26 protein-coding genes are annotated in these 17727 nt (G+C 49.9%); 5 read left to right on the top strand and 21 right to left on the bottom strand.

Features of this window, described 5'->3' with window-relative positions:
• Positions 1-44: 44 nt before the first annotated feature.
• On the bottom strand, positions 45-737 hold the full coding sequence (locus DYE40_RS09685; protein WP_115308875.1) for a hypothetical protein: 693 nt from the start codon (positions 735-737) through the stop codon (positions 45-47).
• 162 nt (positions 738-899) lie between these two features.
• Positions 900-1031: a hypothetical protein gene (locus DYE40_RS13150; RefSeq protein WP_280529823.1), complete on the bottom strand. Its 132-nt coding sequence runs from the start codon at positions 1029-1031 to the stop codon at positions 900-902.
• Between the two features lie 126 nt (positions 1032-1157).
• Here DYE40_RS13150 and mgtE point away from each other — a divergent pair, with 126 nt between their 5' ends.
• Complete coding sequence (gene mgtE / locus DYE40_RS09680; RefSeq protein ID WP_115308874.1) at positions 1158-2591, top strand: magnesium transporter; 1434 nt, start codon at positions 1158-1160, stop codon at positions 2589-2591.
• 88 nt (positions 2592-2679) lie between these two features.
• Here the strand turns inward: mgtE and fabG are convergent, their stop codons facing one another.
• The gene (gene fabG / locus DYE40_RS09675) at positions 2680-3426 is read right to left on the bottom strand and encodes a 3-oxoacyl-ACP reductase FabG (RefSeq protein ID WP_115308873.1); all 747 of its coding nucleotides are present in this window, start codon (positions 3424-3426) and stop codon (positions 2680-2682) included.
• 230 nt (positions 3427-3656) lie between these two features.
• On the opposite strand from fabG, the gene DYE40_RS09670 reads away from it, so the two are divergent.
• The 3 genes from DYE40_RS09670 (at position 3657) to DYE40_RS09660 (ending at position 6355) form a co-directional block, all read left to right on the top strand.
• Complete coding sequence (locus DYE40_RS09670) at positions 3657-4262, top strand: BON domain-containing protein (protein ID WP_115308980.1); 606 nt, start codon at positions 3657-3659, stop codon at positions 4260-4262.
• 9 nt (positions 4263-4271) lie between these two features.
• Positions 4272-4802, top strand: a complete 531-nt coding sequence (locus DYE40_RS09665; RefSeq protein ID WP_115308872.1) for a hypothetical protein — start codon at positions 4272-4274, stop codon at positions 4800-4802.
• 77 nt (positions 4803-4879) lie between these two features.
• Positions 4880-6355 (top strand): DegQ family serine endoprotease, encoded by a 1476-nt coding sequence (locus tag DYE40_RS09660; protein ID WP_115308871.1) that lies wholly within the window; start codon positions 4880-4882, stop codon positions 6353-6355.
• A gap of 72 nt (positions 6356-6427) precedes the next feature.
• Here the strand turns inward: DYE40_RS09660 and DYE40_RS09655 are convergent, their stop codons facing one another.
• Positions 6428-6655: a hypothetical protein gene (locus DYE40_RS09655; RefSeq protein WP_115308870.1), complete on the bottom strand. Its 228-nt coding sequence runs from the start codon at positions 6653-6655 to the stop codon at positions 6428-6430.
• Between the two features lie 35 nt (positions 6656-6690).
• Between DYE40_RS09655 and nagZ the strand changes: the two genes are divergently transcribed.
• Positions 6691-7773: a beta-N-acetylhexosaminidase gene (gene nagZ / locus DYE40_RS09650; RefSeq protein WP_115308869.1), complete on the top strand. Its 1083-nt coding sequence runs from the start codon at positions 6691-6693 to the stop codon at positions 7771-7773.
• A 371-nt stretch (positions 7774-8144) separates the two neighbouring features.
• Here the strand turns inward: nagZ and miaB are convergent, their stop codons facing one another.
• The 17 genes from miaB to rpsN form a co-directional block, all read right to left on the bottom strand.
• Entirely contained in the window at positions 8145-9476 is a 1332-nt protein-coding gene (miaB, locus tag DYE40_RS09645; RefSeq protein ID WP_115308868.1) for a tRNA (N6-isopentenyl adenosine(37)-C2)-methylthiotransferase MiaB, read from the bottom strand.
• A 402-nt stretch (positions 9477-9878) separates the two neighbouring features.
• Positions 9879-10256 (bottom strand): hypothetical protein, encoded by a 378-nt coding sequence (locus DYE40_RS09640; RefSeq protein WP_115308867.1) that lies wholly within the window; start codon positions 10254-10256, stop codon positions 9879-9881.
• A gap of 117 nt (positions 10257-10373) precedes the next feature.
• Complete coding sequence (gene rplQ / locus DYE40_RS09635; protein ID WP_115308866.1) at positions 10374-10751, bottom strand: 50S ribosomal protein L17; 378 nt, start codon at positions 10749-10751, stop codon at positions 10374-10376.
• A 27-nt stretch (positions 10752-10778) separates the two neighbouring features.
• A complete protein-coding gene (locus tag DYE40_RS09630) occupies positions 10779-11762 on the bottom strand; it encodes a DNA-directed RNA polymerase subunit alpha (RefSeq protein WP_115308979.1) in 984 nt (327 codons plus the stop codon).
• A gap of 25 nt (positions 11763-11787) precedes the next feature.
• The gene (gene rpsD, locus DYE40_RS09625; RefSeq protein WP_115308865.1) at positions 11788-12408 is read right to left on the bottom strand and encodes a 30S ribosomal protein S4; all 621 of its coding nucleotides are present in this window, start codon (positions 12406-12408) and stop codon (positions 11788-11790) included.
• Positions 12409-12425: 17 nt separating this feature from the next.
• Entirely contained in the window at positions 12426-12821 is a 396-nt protein-coding gene (gene rpsK, locus DYE40_RS09620) for a 30S ribosomal protein S11 (protein WP_115308864.1), read from the bottom strand.
• 18 nt (positions 12822-12839) lie between these two features.
• The gene (rpsM, locus tag DYE40_RS09615; RefSeq protein WP_115308863.1) at positions 12840-13202 is read right to left on the bottom strand and encodes a 30S ribosomal protein S13; all 363 of its coding nucleotides are present in this window, start codon (positions 13200-13202) and stop codon (positions 12840-12842) included.
• A gap of 52 nt (positions 13203-13254) precedes the next feature.
• Positions 13255-13368, bottom strand: coding sequence for a 50S ribosomal protein L36 (gene rpmJ / locus DYE40_RS09610; RefSeq protein ID WP_003697674.1), 114 nt, complete (start codon positions 13366-13368; stop codon positions 13255-13257).
• A gap of 23 nt (positions 13369-13391) precedes the next feature.
• A complete protein-coding gene (infA, locus tag DYE40_RS09605; RefSeq protein ID WP_115308862.1) occupies positions 13392-13610 on the bottom strand; it encodes a translation initiation factor IF-1 in 219 nt (72 codons plus the stop codon).
• Positions 13611-13627: 17 nt separating this feature from the next.
• Positions 13628-14920 carry a preprotein translocase subunit SecY gene (gene secY / locus DYE40_RS09600; RefSeq protein ID WP_115308978.1) on the bottom strand — a complete coding sequence of 431 codons (1293 nt, stop codon included), beginning with the start codon at positions 14918-14920 and terminating at the stop codon, positions 13628-13630.
• Between the two features lie 12 nt (positions 14921-14932).
• A complete protein-coding gene (rplO, locus tag DYE40_RS09595) occupies positions 14933-15367 on the bottom strand; it encodes a 50S ribosomal protein L15 (RefSeq protein WP_115308861.1) in 435 nt (144 codons plus the stop codon).
• Position 15368: 1 nt separating this feature from the next.
• The gene (gene rpmD / locus DYE40_RS09590; RefSeq protein ID WP_115308860.1) at positions 15369-15554 is read right to left on the bottom strand and encodes a 50S ribosomal protein L30; all 186 of its coding nucleotides are present in this window, start codon (positions 15552-15554) and stop codon (positions 15369-15371) included.
• On the bottom strand, positions 15547-16065 hold the full coding sequence (gene rpsE, locus DYE40_RS09585) for a 30S ribosomal protein S5 (protein WP_115308859.1): 519 nt from the start codon (positions 16063-16065) through the stop codon (positions 15547-15549). Before rpsE ends, rpmD begins: the two co-directional genes overlap by 8 nt.
• 37 nt (positions 16066-16102) lie before the next feature.
• Complete coding sequence (gene rplR, locus DYE40_RS09580; RefSeq protein ID WP_115308858.1) at positions 16103-16456, bottom strand: 50S ribosomal protein L18; 354 nt, start codon at positions 16454-16456, stop codon at positions 16103-16105.
• A gap of 13 nt (positions 16457-16469) precedes the next feature.
• Positions 16470-17003, bottom strand: coding sequence for a 50S ribosomal protein L6 (gene rplF / locus DYE40_RS09575; protein ID WP_115308857.1), 534 nt, complete (start codon positions 17001-17003; stop codon positions 16470-16472).
• 11 nt (positions 17004-17014) lie between these two features.
• Positions 17015-17407 carry a 30S ribosomal protein S8 gene (gene rpsH, locus DYE40_RS09570; protein WP_115308856.1) on the bottom strand — a complete coding sequence of 131 codons (393 nt, stop codon included), beginning with the start codon at positions 17405-17407 and terminating at the stop codon, positions 17015-17017.
• 14 nt (positions 17408-17421) lie between these two features.
• Complete coding sequence (gene rpsN, locus DYE40_RS09565) at positions 17422-17727, bottom strand: 30S ribosomal protein S14 (RefSeq protein ID WP_115308855.1); 306 nt, start codon at positions 17725-17727, stop codon at positions 17422-17424.

Below are 17727 nucleotides of genomic sequence, written 5' to 3'. Positions count from 1 at the left end.
AAACGTTTTCAGACGGCCTCTGTCATGCTGTCATGCCAACCGCTTTATTTCACAAAACGCGCATCGGCTTTGAAAGGCTCGCTGCTGGTCGGTTTGGCAGTGTAGAAACGGGTGAAGGTGCTGTCGAGCTTGGTTTCCACTACTTTGCCGTCGATCACCGCACCGGCTTGCAGCTTCACGCCGCCGCCGCTGGCTTCGCCTTTTTTCATGTTCGGCAGCTCGAGTTCGGTAATTTTCAGATACGGTTTTTCCACCACGGCTTTTTCGTTCATCAGCTGCTTGCCGATGGGGCGGATTTTCTCGTCGGCCGAGTGGGGCGTGTCGCCGCCGTTGTCGTCCACCACGCCGATGTTGATCAGACGGGCATGGGCGGGATCGGGCTTGCCTTTAACCACGGGAACGCCGACAAACAGCTTCACGCCCCTGTGGACGTAGGTCTGTTCGCGCCACTGGGTCTGACCCTCTTTGGGCGGCTTGGTTTCGGCTGCGGCAGAATAGGTGCGGCCCATAATCATGATTTTGTAACCGGGAACTTTCTTGCCGGACAGGCCGTCGGTAATGTCTTCCACCAGCTCGGGTGCGGAGAAGTCTTTGTTGGCCAGCACGCGGGCGGAGGTTTCGGTCAGATGGGCGGGTTTGCCGTCGATGGTGAGCTTCTGCACGTTGCTGAAATCGGCAGCGGAAGCAAAGGGCGCGGCAGCCAGGGCGGCGGCCAGCAGGACGGAAGTTTTTTTCATAATGCTCTCTCCTTATATAGTAGGGAAAAGATTAAAAGATTAAGAAACAGACATTGCCGCCGCCGCACCGGGCAGCGGTAACGGGCATATTGTTTCACGAATGGTAAATATTATCAAGATTTGTCAGAAAAAGTTGCCGCAATGTAGGCGGCAGGCAACATATCAGGCCGTCTGAAAACGCGGCGGCGGCACGGCAAAACCCGTTTTCAGACGGCCTGATGCGCCCCTTGTGCTACAATACCGCCCGTTTACGGCCATCCCGCCTGCACCGCAGGCCGCAAGAAATGGACTCATCCGGCTCGTCCCCCGCCTTATCTCTTTTTTACATACGAACCATCGCATCCGCCGCCCGCAAAGGCGGATACGGGTTTTAAAACATCCCGCTGAACGCCCCGCCGCCTTCACGCGGGCGGAGCATCCATGAACACATCTTCCCCCGCCCACCGCGCCGACGCGCCGCGCCTCGATTTGGACATCGACCGCGTACACGCGCTGGCCGAAGATCTGCTGCCGGTTTACGCACAGATCCGTGCCGACGCACCGCTCCCCGACGCATCCCTCAACGGCAAACTGTCCGAACTGACCGGCATCCTGCACGAGCTGCATCCCGCCGACATGGCCGCGCTGCTCGAATCGCTGCCGCCCAAAGAGCGCGTATTGGTGTGGCGGCTGGCCGGGCCGGAAGACGACGGCGACGTGCTTTTGGAAGTGTCCGAAGCGGTGCGCGAAACCCTGATCGAGGCGATGAACCGCGAGGAAATGCTGGCGGCGGTGGAGGATATGGATGCGGACGAGCTGGCCGAGCTGGCCGACGATCTGCCGCACCAGGTGGTGTACGAAGCCCTGCAAACGCGCGACGAGGAAGAGCGCGAGCAGGTCAAGGCCGCCATGTCCTACGAAGACGGCACCATCGGCGCGCTGATGGACTTCGAGCCGGTGAGCGTGCGTGCCGACGTGTCCTGCGAAGTGGTGCTGCGCTATCTGCGCCGCTTCGACGCACTGCCCGACCATACCGACAAAATCTTCGTCGTTGACGAAGAAGACGTACTAATCGGCGTGCTGCCCGTGCGCAAGCTGCTGATTTCCAATCCCGAAGATTTGGTGGCCGACGTGATGGCCACCGACGTGGTGCGTTTCTCGCCCGAAGACGATGCGGAAGAAGCCGCGCAGGCTTTCGAGCGTTACGACTTGGTTACCGCGCCCGTTATCGACGCATCAGGCAAACTCATCGGCCGCATCACCATCGACGAAATGGTGGACGTTATCCGCGAAGAGTCGGAAGCCGACATTTTGAACATGGCCGGTTTGCAGGAAGAAGAAGACCTGTTTGCCCCTGTGTGGGATTCGGTCAAAAACCGCTGGACCTGGCTGGCGGTAAACCTCTGCACCGCCTTTGTTGCCAGCCGCGTTATCGGTGCGTTTGAAGGCAGCATCCAGAAAATCGTCGCCCTGGCCGCGCTGATGCCGATAGTGGCGGGCATAGGCGGCAATTCGGGCAACCAAACCATCACCATGATTGTGCGGGCGATGGCCGTCGGCCAGCTTGCCGACATCCAGGCGGGGCGGCTGTTGAAAAAAGAAGTGGGCGTTGCGCTGGCCAACGGCCTCATCTGGGGCAGCGTGATGGGCGCACTTTCCTACGCGCTCTACGGCAGCATCGGCATCGGTCTGGTAATGGTGGCGGCAATGACGCTCAACCTGCTGCTGGCCGCCGCAGTCGGCGTGCTGATTCCCATCGCGATGGAAAAACTCGGCCGCGATCCCGCGCTGGGCAGCTCGGTACTGATTACCGCCGTTACCGACTCCGGCGGCTTTCTGATTTTCCTCGGCCTGGCCACCGTATTCCTCATGTAAACCATGCAAACCGCGCCGCAAATAGCAAGAGGCCGTCTGAAAACCCACAAAGCAGGTTTTCAGACGGCCTCTTTAACTATCCGGCGCATCAAGGCATCAGCATACCGCCGTTTACGTGCAGCGTTTGGCCGGTGATGTACCTACCCTGATCGGAAGCCAGGAACAACACCGCGTCGGCAATGTCCTGCGCATCGCCAAACCTGCCCAACGCAGTTTGCGCTTCAAACATTTTGCGGGTTTCTTCCGGCAGGGCGCGGGTCATATCGGTATCGATAAAGCCCGGGGCAACGCAGTTTACGGTAATGCCCCTGCTGCCGACTTCGCGTGCCATCGACTTGGAAAACCCGATCAGGCCGGCTTTGGCGGCGGCGTAGTTGGCCTGACCCGCGTTGCCCATCACGCCCACTACCGACGTGATGTTGATGATGCGGCCGGAACGCTGCTTCATCATGCCGCGCAACACCGCTTTGGAAGCACGGAAGACGGATTTCAGATTGACCTGCATAATCTCGTCCCACTCTTCTTCTTTCATGCGCATCAGCAGATTGTCGCGCGTGATGCCGGCGTTATTGACCAAAATATCGAGTTTGCCGAACTCTTTTTCGATGCCGGCAACCAGGTTTTCGATCGTATCGGGTGCGGCAGAATCCAACACCCTGCCCACGCCACCCCATTGTGCCAAACGTCCGCCGACGGCAGCCGCGCCGGATTCGCTTGTGGCCGTGCCGATGACTTTCGCACCTGCTGCGGCAAGCGTGTCGGCCACCGCCGCGCCGATACCGCGTGATGCGCCTGTTACCAATGCGGTTTTTCCGCCCAAATCCTGTGTACTCATAATGTAAGGTTCCGTGTCGGTAAAAATGAAGGCGGCCTTATATCATAAGGCCGTCTGAAAACTCAAATATGCAGCTCGGATTGGAAACACCCGCGATCTTGCCGCGCTGCGCCGCAAACGCAGCCGCGCAGGACAAACCCTACGCACAAACGGCAATACCCGCTACAATACGCGCCGTTTTGGATTTTCACACCCGGCAGCCGCAACAATTGCCGCGAAAGGATACAAACATGACCACAAACCGGCTCAAAACACTCTCCGCCGCCCTCCTCGCCGCCCTGCTGCTCAACGGCTGTGCGGCCGCCATCATCGGCGGCGCGGCGGCAGGCACGTCCTCCGCCATCGACCGGCGCACCACCGGCGCGCAGGCCGACGACCAAATCATCGAGCTGCGCGTGAAAAACACCGCCACAGCCTACCTGAAACAACACAGCCCCGCCGACGGCTTCACACCCAATCTCAGCGTCATCAGCTACAACCGCCACATCCTGCTGTTGGGCAAAGTCGCCAACGAAAGCGAGCGGCAGTTTGTCGAGCAGGTTGCCCGTTCCGAGCAGTCGGCGGAAGCGGTGTACAACTACATCGAAGTCAATCCGCAGGCACGCTCCTTTGGCAGCATTTCCGCCGACACATGGAGCACCGCCAAAGTGAAAACCATGATTGGTGCGGGCGGCGTATACCCGGGCCGCGTCAAAATCGTTACCTACGACGGCGTTACCTACGCCATGGGCATCCTTACCCCCGAAGAGCAGGCGGCGGTAACGCAGAAAGTCAGCACCACCGCCGGTGTACAGAAAGTCATCACCCTCTACCAAAACTACACGCCGCAGAAATAAATACCCGAAATGAGCGAACACAACACACCGTCCGGCAAGAAAAAGAGCTTCCTTACCGCAGGCAAACTACTGTGGGCATTCGTCTTCCTGCTCTCCGTGGCCGTGGCCGCGCTGCTGATCAACGTCTGGCTCGAGCTGCAACGCCCTCCCGCCCCGCCCCCTGCCGCAAGCGAACCGAAAACAGACAAAATCGAAGTGCTCTCGCCCAGCGGCGCACCCCCGCCCGCCACAGGAAACGGCAATCCGCTGGTGCCGCAGCGGCCGCAGGAGGCGGATAACCCGCCCGAAGAAGCCGCCTCGGCAGCCGCAGCACCCGCCAAACCCAAAGCAAAAGCCAAGCCCAAGGAAGATGTGCCAAAAGAAGAAAAAATGACACCGCAGGAAACCGTCCTCGAGCCGGTAAACAAGCAGAAAAACAACAGCGAACGTACCTTGGAGCCGGTAAACAAAACCGCCCCCGCAGGCGAAAGACCGCTTACCCCGAAAACCGACAAACCCGCCAGACGGCAAAGCGGCGGCGATATGGACAACCTGTTTTAATGCCGGAGGCCGTCTGAAAACCGCATTTTCAGACGGCCTCAAATCCCTGCCGCACCCGAACAACCAAAGGAAACACCATGAACCGCACCCTGAAATTCCCCGCCCTTGCAGCCGCCGTCATCCTCGCCCTCGCCGCCTGCGGCAAAAAAGAACAGGCCGACACACCGCCGGCGCAAAGCGCGCAAGAACAAACCTTTGCCAAACCCGTCGAAACGCACACCCCGCAGGGCAAAGTCGATATGCTGCTGCCCGACTTTACCAAACTCATGGAGCAGGAAGGCGCGGCAGTCGTCAATATCCAAGCCGCCAAACAAAGCGAAAGCAGCGGCGACAGCTCCCTGCCCGAAGACGACCCGTTTTACGACTTCTTCCGCCGCCTCGTTCCCAACGCCCCCCAATTGCAAGATCCGGACGACGGCAAAAGCCAAAACTTCGGCTCAGGCTTCATCATCAGCCCCGACGGCTACATCCTGACCAACACCCACGTCGTGGGCGGGATGAACAACATCAAAGTTACCCTCAACGACAAACGCGAATTTGCCGCCAAACTCATCGGCTCCGACGCGCAGTCCGATGTCGCCCTGCTCAAAATCGAAGCCGACGGCCTGCCCGCCGTCAAAACCGGCGACGTGAAAGCCCTGCGCCCCGGCGAATGGGTGGCCGCCATCGGCGCGCCTTTCGGCTTTGAAAACAGCATCACCGCCGGCATTGTCTCCGCCAAAGGCCGCAGTCTGCCCAACGAAAACTACACGCCCTTCATCCAAACCGATGTCGCCATCAATCCCGGCAACTCCGGCGGCCCTCTGTTCAACCTCAACGGCCAAGTCGTCGGCATCAACTCGCAGATATACAGCCGCAGCGGCGGCTTTATGGGCATTTCCTTCGCCATTCCCATCGACGTGGCGATGAATGTCGCCGAACAACTCAAAACCACCGGCAAAGTGCAGCGCGGCCGCCTCGGTGTCATCATTCAGGAAGTGGATTACAACCTTGCCAAATCTTTCGGCCTGGCCAAACCCACCGGCGCGCTGATTACCCAGATTCTGCCCGACAGCCCCGCAGCACAAGGCGGCCTCCGCCAAGGCGATGTCGTCCTCGCCGTTAACGGCGAAGAGGTCCGCGCTTCCAACGACCTGCCCGTTTTGGTCGGCTCCATTGCCCCCGGCAGGGAAATCACCCTCAAAATCTGGCGCAGCGGCCAAACAATCGAACAAAAAATCCTGCTCGACAGCGCGGAAAAAAACAACAGCCGCCGCAACACCCCCGCCGACAACGGCGGCAGCGGCCTGCAAAGCCAAAGCTTCGTCCTCGAAAACACCGGCCTGACCCTCTCCGCCCCGACCGAAGGCGGCGACCGCCTGCAAGTCCTGCGTGCCGAAGGCCCGGCCGAACGCGCCGGCCTCAAACGCGGCGACCACATCCTCGCCGTCGGCCAAACCAAAGTTTCCGACGAAGAAAGCCTGCGCAAAGCCTTTGCCGCAGCAGGCAGCAACATCCCCCTGCTCGTACAGCGCGGCGACAACACCCTCTTCCTCGCCATTACCCTGCAATAAACCGAAGCGGCATGAGAGGCCGTCTGAAAACCGGCAACCGCGTTTTCAGACGGCCTCCCTCCATACAGGCCATCAGGCAGCTTGGCGGATCGGACCAGCAAACGGGACAACGGCAGCATATGCCGAAACAATTTGGAACGAACCATTATTCCCCTCCCGCCCGTCGCCATTCTTTCGATAATTCCATTGGGGACGCTTCTCGGATTCGGCAGAAACCGCCGCCCTGATAAAAATATAGTGAAATAAAATAGAAAAGGTGCAAGGCAGCGAGGCCGTAGGCTTTTTATTTTGCCCCACCATACCGCAATCCTTATCCCCGTTTTTGAAAGCCAGCCATGACCCACCAGCTCCCGCGCGGCCCCGTAATGGCCGACATCCAGGGCACCGTCCTTACTGCCGAAGAAAAACAACGCCTGCTGCACCCGGCAATCGGCGGCATCATCCTCTTCCGCCGCAATTTCCAAAACAAAGAGCAGCTCGCCCGCCTTACCGCCGAAATCAAATCTCTGCGTGAGCCTCCCCTTATCATCGCCGTAGACCATGAAGGCGGCCGCGTCCAGCGGTTTACCGAAGGCTTTACCCGCCTCCCCGCCATGCGCACCCTCGGAACGGTGTGGGATACGCAAGGCCGCGCAACAGCCGAAAGCCACGCCGAAGCCGTCGGCCTCGTTCTCGCCACCGAGTTGGCCGCCTGCGGCCTCGACCTGTCCTTCACTCCCGTTCTCGATTTGGACTGGGGGCAATGCGCCGTCATCGGCAACCGCAGTTTCCACAGCCATCCCGACACCGTAGCCGCCCTCGCCCTCGCCTTGCAGCGCGGCCTCGCCCGTGGCGGCATGAAAACCTGCGGCAAGCACTTCCCCGGCCACGGCTGCGTCGAAGGCGACAGCCACCACACCCTGCCGCAAGACCCCCGCAGCCTCGCAGAACTCGAAACCGCCGACCTGCGCCCCTTCGCCGCCCTGGCCGCCGCCGGAATGGCCGCCGTTATGCCCGCCCATGTCGTTTACAGCCAAGCCGATTCCCTGCCCGCCGGCTATTCCTCCTTTTGGCTGAAAACAATCCTGCGGGGAAAACTCGGCTTTAACGGCATCATCTTCTCCGACGACCTGACGATGGAAGGCGCGGCCGCCGCAGGCGGCATCAAAGAACGCGCCCGCCTCGCCTTTGAGGCCGGCTGCGACATTGTCCTCGTCTGCAACCGCCCCGACCTGACCGACGAGCTGCTGGACAGCTTCCAAGCCCCCGCCAATCCCGAGCTGGCCGCCCGCTGGCAAAACATGGCCTGCACGCTTTCCCCGTCAGCCGCCCGCGCCGAAATGGAAAGCGACAGCTTCCGTGCCGCCCAAGCCCTAACTGCCGCCCTCGCTTCGCCGGACGATACCGCAGGAGGCGTAAAAGTCGGCGAAGCATTTTAAGTTTCCGCTATCACACAAAGGCCGTCTGAAAATCTCGTTTTGCCATTTTCAGACGGCCTTTGCACCGCACCAGTAAGATATCCGCAGACAATGACCCTGCTTGCGGCGCGGTATAAGCGGAACAAATAACAGGCCGTCTGAAAGCACGGCTTCCGTACAGCACGCAAAGGATTCGCTGTGTCAAAAACCATTCCCGCATTGATGCCCGTATGGGATATAAACACCGTATCTGCTTTACAACATATACGGTTCGGCATAGAAATTGCCGTTGGGGCAAAGTAAGAAAACAAAAGGCCGTCTGAAAAACCGAAAACGGAATTTCAGACGGCCTCTTCACCTATTGCCACTACCTTTGTCGGACACCAGATCTGTTATGAATCGGCAACAAGTTTCCCACGCAGAGAAAAAGTGAACGCTTCCGTGATCTCAATCTCCACCATTTGCTTGATAAGGCTTGGTACTCCGGTAAAGTTTACCACCCGGTTGTTGGCTGTGCGGGCTTGGAGCTGATCGGGATCTTTTTTGGAGATGCCCTCGACTAGACAGCGTTGTACCGTACCGACCATGGTTTGATTGATGCGGGCGGTTTCCGCTTCAATCACTTCGTTCAGAGCTTCAAGACGGCGCACTTTTTCGGCGTGCGGGGTATTGTCGGGCAGATTGGAGGCAGGCGTACCGGGGCGCGGGCTGTAAATAAATACGAAGCTGAGGTCAAAAGCAATATCTTTTACCAGCTTCAAGGTCTGTTCGAACTCGCGCTCGGTTTCACCGGGAAAGCCGACAATAAAGTCGCTGCTCAAACACAAATCGGGACGGATGGCACGCAGCTTGCGGATGATGGATTTGTATTCAAGCGCAGTATAGCCGCGTTTCATGGCTGACAGCACACGATCAGAACCACTCTGAATAGGCAGGTGCAGATGGGAAACCAGTTTGGGCAGGTCGCGATAACATTCGATGATCGCATCGGTAAACTCACGCGGATGGCTGGTGGTAAAACGCAGGCGTTCGATGCCCGGGATTTCGTGAACAATGCGCAGCAGAGTGGCAAAATCACAGATTCCACCGTTATCCATCTCTCCACGATAGGCATTGACGTTTTGACCGAGCAGATTGATTTCTTTCACACCCTGCTGCGCCAAACCCGCAATTTCGGTTAATACGTCATTGAGCGGACGAGAAAATTCCTCACCACGCGTGTAAGGTACAACACAGAAGGAACAGTATTTGGAACAACCTTCCATAACGGAAATAAACGCACTGCCGCCCTCTACCCGGACAGGCGGCAAATGATCGAATTTTTCGATTTCGGGAAAAGAAACGTCTACCTGCGCATAACCCGTGGTTTCCTTATCCGCAATCATTTTAGGCAGACGGTGAAAAGTTTGCGGGCCGAACACCACATCCACATAGGGTGCGCGTTTGACAATGTTTTCCCCCTCTTGCGAGGCAACACAACCGGCCACACCGATAATCACATGGGGATTTTTCTCCTTGATAGGTTTGACCCGTCCAAGATCAGAAAATACTTTTTCTTGAGCCTTTTCCCGCACAGAGCAGGTATTAAAGAGAATAATATCGGCATCATCCGGTGCCGCCACCTGTTCAATACCACCGTGTTCCTCTTCCAAAACAGCAAGCATTTTCTCACTGTCGTATTCATTCATCTGACAGCCGAAAGTGCGGATAAAAACTTTCTTCATAATTTGTTCTTTCTCAGGATGCCCGTAATCGCGGGGCTGAACTGTTGTCAAAAGGCCGAGATTATAAATGAATTTAAAAAATATAAAACAAAATCATATAATTAAAATATATAGTCATCATCATTTATCAGGTATAGCCAACCCCCTTTATGAATTTTCAAATAAAAATCCCGCCTTTCCAACAGCGGGATTTTCTAAAAAATAATTGAAGATACGACACACCCTAATAATCTTCCTGTTATTGTTACCACCTAGCCAAGCAGTTTGGCGGCCAACTTAATCAGGTAGTAAACAATGGATGGCATGATACCTCTGCCTCCTTCTTCCAAATCTCTAGAACATACAGTTAATTTTTTTAAAATTAGCAGATAAACAAGATAATTTATCCAGACACATCAGTTTTCACTGAGTACGTCGCTTCATTTCTTCCCGTTCTTTAGGAGTTAAAACCCAAATTTCCTTTATCTGCCCCTGACGGTCAAAAAAGACTCCGACAGGCTGTCCGATATGTTTTACTAACCGGTTTTTAGTAATAAAACGGTTATATGTATCTTTAATCCGTATGCTGCCTAAAGCCTCTGCCTCTGTTTGGTTGTTATTAACCAATCCCAACGTCAGAATTTGCGTCCAAGTCCACCCGTCTCCGGACAATACAATATCCGGATAATCGGCTTTTTTCAGAACTGCCAAACGCATATCAGGCGGAAGTACTCTGCCGGCAAATGCCATATGTGAAGCTAAAAACAATGTACAAACAAATAAAAATATTTTTTTCATCATAACATCCAATCAATAAATACTATTATCGAATTATAACCAATCCTTAACTGATAGGATACTCAAATCAACTACCTCATCGCATGACAAAAAGCCGACCTGAAAAGGTCGGCTTTTTTTCTACTCAGCAACGGTTTGTTCAGCTTTATCCACCAACTCAATCAGTGCCAATGGAGCATTATCCCCTTTGCGGAATCCGCATTTTAAAATACGAAGATAACCACCATTGCGTGCTGAAAAACGAATGCCCAACTCATCAAACAATTTAGTTACCACATCACGATCGCGAGTACGATCAAATGCCAACCGACGATTCGCCAACGATGGCTTTTTACCCAAAGTAATCAAAGGCTCAACTACCCTACGCAACTCTTTGGCTTTAGGCAAAGTTGTTACAATAGTTTCGTGAGTCAGCAAAGAGTTTGCCATATTCCGCAGCATTGCTGCACGATGGCTGCTGGTACGGTTTAATTTACGATTTCCATTACGATGACGCATGTCGTTTTCCTTTAATATTCATAGACACTACGGCCTTTCCAAGCCCACGGGCGGCCAAGACTCAAGCTTGGAGCCCAAAGTCAATCCTTTAGAAGCTAAAACCTCTTTTATCTCATTTAGAGATTTTCTACCCAAATTGGGTGTCTTCAACAGCTCGGTTTCTGTACGCTGTATCAAATCACCAATATAATAGATATCTTCAGCTTTCAAGCAATTGGCCGACCTTACAGTCAATTCTAAATCATCAACAGGACGTAGTAAAATCGGATCAATTGGAGGAGTTTTTTCTTCTACCTCTTCCGCAGGAGTACTTTGCAAATCTGCAAAAACAGACATTTGATCAATTAAAATACGAGCGGCACTACGAACAGCCTCTTCAGGATCTAATGAGCCATTTGTTTCAACATCAAGAACTAACCGATCAAGATCCGTCCTTTGTTCTACTCGAGCCGGCTCCACCTCAAAGCTAACTCTGCTAATTGGCGAAAAACTAGCATCTAGCTGGATAGCACCAATACCAATATCGTTTCTTGTATTACGACGACCTGAAACAGATTGATATCCACGCCCCTGCTCCACCACAATCTCCATCTCAATACTACCATTATTTGCCAAGTTACAAATAATATGATTGGGATTGATAACATCAACATCATGCGGCAAAGTGATATCAGCTGCAACAACTGGGCCATTTCCCATTTTTTTCAACTGAAGCTTAACCTCTTCCCGACCATGTAGTTTAAATATCACACCTTTCAAATTCAGGAGAATATCTACAACATCCTCCTGAACACCATCTAATGTCGAATATTCGTGCAATACTCCTGTGATGGAGACTTCTGTTGGCGCAAAACCATTCATAGATGACAGCAAGATACGACGCAAAGCATTACCCAAAGTGTGTCCGAAACCACGCTCAAACGGTTGCATGGATACTCGAGCTCTATTATTAGATATAGTATCCACATCAATCTGACGTGGCTTTAAAAATTCGGAAGTGCTGTTTTGCATTAAACTGTCCTTCATTAAACTGGCATTACTTAGAATAAAACTCTACCACCAGTTGTTCGTTAATATCGCCAGATAACTCCGAACGATCAGGCATATTCTTAAAAATGCCTTCCATTTTTACGGCATCAACAGACACCCAGCCAGGAAAACCTATCTGAGCAGCCAAGCCTAAAGCTTCCTGTATCCGAACTTGTTTCTTAGCCTTTTCTCTTACCGCAATAACATCACCAGCTTTTACCTGATAAGATGGGATATTTACTACTTGTCCATTCACAGTAACGGCTTTATGGGATACCAACTGCCTCGCCTCTGCCCGCGTAGAGCCAAACCCCATTCTATATATCACATTATCCAAACGGGATTCCAACAATTGCAACAGCAACTCACCAGTCGATCCTTTGCGCCGCACAGCTTCGGCAAAATAGCGACGAAATTGGCGTTCTAATACACCATAAATTCTACGAATTTTCTGCTTTTCACGCAATTGCAAGCCATAATCGGATAATCTTGGCTTTCTTGCACCATGCTGCCCTGGAACAGCATCTATTTTACATTTAGATTCCAAAGATCGTCGCGCACTTTTCAGAAATAGATCAGTACCTTCACGACGAGCTAACTTACATTTAGGGCCTATATAACGTGCCATATTATAATTACTCCAAACTAAATACGACGTTTTTTGGGAGGACGGCAGCCATTGTGGGGTAACGGCGTAACGTCTGTTATGCTAGTAATTTTAAAACCAAGCGCATTCAGGGCACGAACGGAAGACTCTCTTCCAGGCCCAGGCCCCTTAATACGGACTTCTAAATTTTTTACACCATACTCTTGGGCAACTTTACCAGCACTTTCTGCCGCAACTTGCGCAGCAAAAGGTGTACTCTTGCGCGATCCTTTAAAACCTGCACCGCCAGAAGTAGCCCAAGATAATGCATTCCCTTGGCGATCTGTAATAGTAATAATAGTATTATTAAAAGAAGCATGTACATGTACAATGCCCTCACTAACGGTTTTACGTACTTTTCTACGTACACGCGAGGCTGTATTTGCTTTAGCCATTAATTAATCCTCAACATTTTATTTCTTACCAGCAATTGCCTTACGAGGCCCTTTTCGGGTGCGTGCATTTGTTTTCGTCCGCTGTCCACGACAAGGTAAACCCCGACGGTGCCTGAACCCACGGTAACATCCCATGTCCATCAATCGCTTGATTGACATGGTTACTTCACGGCGTAAGTCACCCTCAACCTCATACTTTGCAACCTGCGCACGCAAAGCTTCCAATTGTGATTCATCTAAATCCTTTACTTTCGAACTGGGTACAATACCAGCCGTCTCGCAAATTAATTTAGCACGACTACTGCCAATCCCATAAATCGCTTGTAAACCAATCACGATATGAGCATTATTAGGGATATTAACCCCCGCAATACGAGCCATATTTAGTCCTTAATAAATAAAGATAAAATCCAGTCAAAGCACAAAGTCCAACTCACCCTTGCCGTTGCTTATGACGAGGATCCGTGCAAATTACACGAACTACACGATTTCGCCGAATGATTTTACAATTTCGACAAATTTTTTTTACAGAAGGCTGAACGCGCATTCTCAAATTTCCTTTCTATTAAATTATCTAGCTCGAAAAACTATACGGGCTCGAGATAAATCATAAGGTGTCAATTCTACTGTAACCTTATCACCAGGAGAGATGCGTATATAATGCATCCGCATCTTTCCAGATATATAACCTAAAACCACATGTTCGTTTTCTAGCTTAACCTTAAAAGTAGCATTAGGCAGGGTTTCCAAGATCTCTCCCTGCATCTGTATTGTATCTTCTTTTGTCATCTTAAAAATTAATTCAACTAATGTATTTGTTTTGAATTTACCCGCTTCATTAAATGTTCATACTGACGAACCATCCCATATGAGGATATTTGGGTATTAAAATCCATTGTTACAACAACTAAAATTAATAAAGAAGTTCCACCCAATGCAAACGATACATTAAAAATAGAAGTAAAAAATTCAGGTATCAAACAAATTACGGTAATGTACAAAGCACCCCATAACGTCAACCTCAATACAACACCTTCGAGATAACGAGAGGTTTGACTACCAGGACGAATACCAGGTATAAAAGCCCCACTTTTTTTCAAATTTTCCGCCATTTCTTTAGGACTAAAAACTAAGGCAGTATAAAAATAGCAAAAGAAAATAATTGAAGCTGAAAATAATAAAATATAAATGATATTCCCATGTTGAAGCCATACAGCCAATTTTTGCAGCCATCCATACTCCCCTCCAATCCAACTAATTAGAGTTGATGGGAAAAGAATAATGCTTGAAGCAAAGATGGGAGGAATTACACCTGCCATATTTAATTTAAATGGTAAATGAGAACCTTGCGATACAACCGAATACTGCTGCCGCTTCGCATAATGAACTGGAATTTTTCTTAATGCAGCTTCAAAATAAACAACAATATAAACTAATATTAGTGCAGATAATATAATAAATAAAGCAGCTAACAATTTATCAGTTACAGCCATATCCCAAAGATGTATAACTCCTGAAGGAATACCCGCCGCAATACCTGCCGTAATAATCAAAGAAATGCCATTCCCAATTCCTCGTTCAGTAATTTGTTCACCTAGCCACATTAAGAACATAGTTCCAGTTACCAAACAAATCAAAGCTAAAAAATAGAATTCAAACTTGGAAATTACTACGACTCCTTGCTGATAAACAAAAGTTGCTGCAACAAAACCCTGAAGCGTAGCCAAAATAACTGCACTTAATCGCGTATATTTTGTAATTGCCTTTCGCCCAACTTCTCCTTCTTTTTTCAAAGCCTTTAACGATGGGATAATCTCGGAAGCAAGCTGAACAATAATTGAGGCTGATATGTAAGGCATAATGCCTATAGCGAAAATACTAAACCTCTCTAGAGAACCTCCAGAGAACATATTTAACATTCCTAAAATACCGCCACTTTGTCCTCCCTTATAGACTTCAGATAAAGCAGCGGCATCAATGCCCGGCACCGGAATATGTGCACCTATTCTAAATACCACCAATGCAGCTAACAAGAATATAAGCCTGCCCTTTAATTCTTTGGATTTAAACAACCCTAATACTAGCCCTCTATTAGCCACTATCATTCAGCCTTAGTCTTCTATTGTACCACCAGCCGCATTAATTGCAGCCCTCGCACCCTCTGTAACCCTAATACCTCTTATCCTAAATGGTTTCTTAATCTCCCCTGTATTAATGATTTTAACATTTCGCACAGAAGAACTAATTAGTCCAACCTGCTTTAGCATCAAAATATCAACAGTACCTTCCGGCAGAATAGAAAGAGAATCCAGATTAAGATCTGCATTTAATGAAGCCGATAAAGATTTAAACCCCCTTTTAGGCAGCCGGCGTTGCAACGGCATCTGACCACCCTCAAATCCTACTTTATGAAAACCGCCAGCACGACTTTTTTGACCTTTGTGACCACGCCCACATGTCTTACCCAAACCACTACCCATACCTCGACCTACTCTACGTCTAACATGAGTAGCCCCACTCTCCGGTCGCATCGTATTCAAATACATATTAAAACTCCACTTTTAATAGATAGCTAACTTTATTAATCATTCCTAAATTTTCAGGAGTTGCTAAAACCTCAACAGTATGATGCCTTCGCCGCAATCCCAAGCCTTTTACACAAGCACGGTGAGACTCAATAGTACCAATTAAACTTTTTACCAATGTAACTCTTACCTTCTTACATTCAGTCATTGCTTACTCCCATAATCTCCTCTACAGATAGACCACGTTTAGCTGCAATCTCACTAGGTGTATATAATTTGGTCAACCCATCAAACGTAGCGCGTACAATATTATAAGGATTAGTAGAACCATGTACTTTCGCTGAAATATTATGTATGCCTAGAGCATCAAATACTAAGCGCATAGGGCCACCCGCCTTAACACCACTACCCTCTTTTGCGGGTTGCATAAATACACGGGTTGCTCCATGCCTTCCAATAACCCCATGAAAAATTGTACCGTTTTTTAAAGGAACTTTAATCATAGAGCGACGAGCCTGATCCATAGCCTTCTGAACAGCAACGGGCACCTCTTTAGACTTACCTTTGCCCATGCCAATTCTACCATCTCCATCCCCAACAACTGTTAAAGCTGAAAAAGCCATAATACGACCGCCTTTAACAACCTTAGTCACACGATTGACAGCAATCATCTTTTCAATTAAGCCATCACTACGCTCTTCTGCTTCATGCTTTGCCATATTTTTCCAAACTCCACAACATTTCTATTTATTTCATTTAGAAGCTCAAGCCCGAACCGCGAGCTGCCTCTGCCAATGCCTTAATACGACCATGATATTGAAAACCTGAGCGGTCAAATGCTACTTTCTCAATACCAACAAGCTTAGCCTTTTCAGCAATTCGCTTACCAATTATAGCAGCAGCTTCAATATTTGATCCTGACTTCAAATTACCACGTACCTCTTTTTCCAAAGTAGAGGCACTAGCCAATACCTCATTACCATCTTCACTAATAATTTGAGCATAAATATGAACATTAGTACGGTAAACACATAACCGTACCATACCCAAACTTGCTATACGGGAACGGGTCTTTCTCGTACGACGCAATCTCGCCATATGTTTATTCATTCTAATTCCTTAACTATTTTTTCTTAGCTTCTTTCAGCACTATAGTCTCGCCCACATAACGAACACCCTTACCCTTATAAGGCTCAGGAGGACGGAACGACCGAATCTCAGCAGCAACTTGACCTACTGCCTGCTTATCAGCACCATTAAGTACAATTTCAGTTTGAGAAGGAGTTTGGACAGATACCCCATCAGGCATCTCATATACGATCGGATGAGAAAAACCTAATGATAAGTTTAAAATTTTTCCTTGAGCCTGAGCACGATATCCAACACCAACCAATTGCAACCTTCTTTCAAAGCCATTAGCAACACCCTTTACCATATTAGCAATTAATGCTCGAAAGGTACCAGACATTGCATTAGCTTGCTGCCTTGAATCAACAGCAGCAACAATTAATTGACCATCACCCAATGTAATTTTCACATCAGAAGACAATGACAAAGCCAATTTACCATGCTTCCCTTGAACTATTAATTCAGCTGCACCAATACCCACCTCCACATCATCAGGGATAGTTACTGGATTTTTTGCTATACGAGACATTCTATCACCCTCTATGCGACAATGCACAACAACTCACCACCAACACCCTCATATCGGGCCTTGCGGTCAGTCATCACACCCTTCGAAGTGCTGATAATGAGAATACCCAAACCATTCATAACTGAAGGAATAGAATGAGCGCCTTTATAAACTCGCAAACCAGGCCTAGAAACTCGCTTAATCTGTTCAATGACAGGCTTGCCTGAATAATACTTTAATTGAATTTCAAGTTGCGGCTTAAATTCAGAAGAAACTGAAAAACTATCAATATACCCTTCCTCTTTTAAAACATTTGCAATTGCACATTTTAGTTTAGAGGAAGGCATAGAAACAACAGACTTTCCAGCCCGCTGCGCATTACGAATACGCGTCAGCATATCGGAAATAGGATCATGCATACTCATTTAAATTCCTCACATTACCAGCTGGCCTTAATTACACCAGGAATCTCCCCACGCATCGCAATTTCACGAATTTTAATACGCCCCAAACCAAATTTACGGAAAGTACCACGTGGCCTACCCGTTAAAGCACAGCGACGACGCTGACGAACAGGAGCAGCATTACGCGGAATAGCCTGTAATTTCAACCGTGCTTCAAATTTTTCTGCATCAGTTGCATTTCCATCATTGATAATAGCAAAAATAGCAGCCCTTTTTTGAGAGTAACGTTTCGCAAGAGCAAGCCTTTTAGCCTCACGATTAATAAGTGCTTTTTTAGCCAT

The organism is Kingella potus (assembly GCF_900451175.1).
Taxonomy (GTDB): Bacteria; Pseudomonadota; Gammaproteobacteria; order Burkholderiales; family Neisseriaceae; genus Neisseria; species Neisseria potus.
The sequence above is the reverse complement of the archived record's forward strand: the minus strand, read 5'-3'. Positions and strand labels throughout refer to the sequence as shown.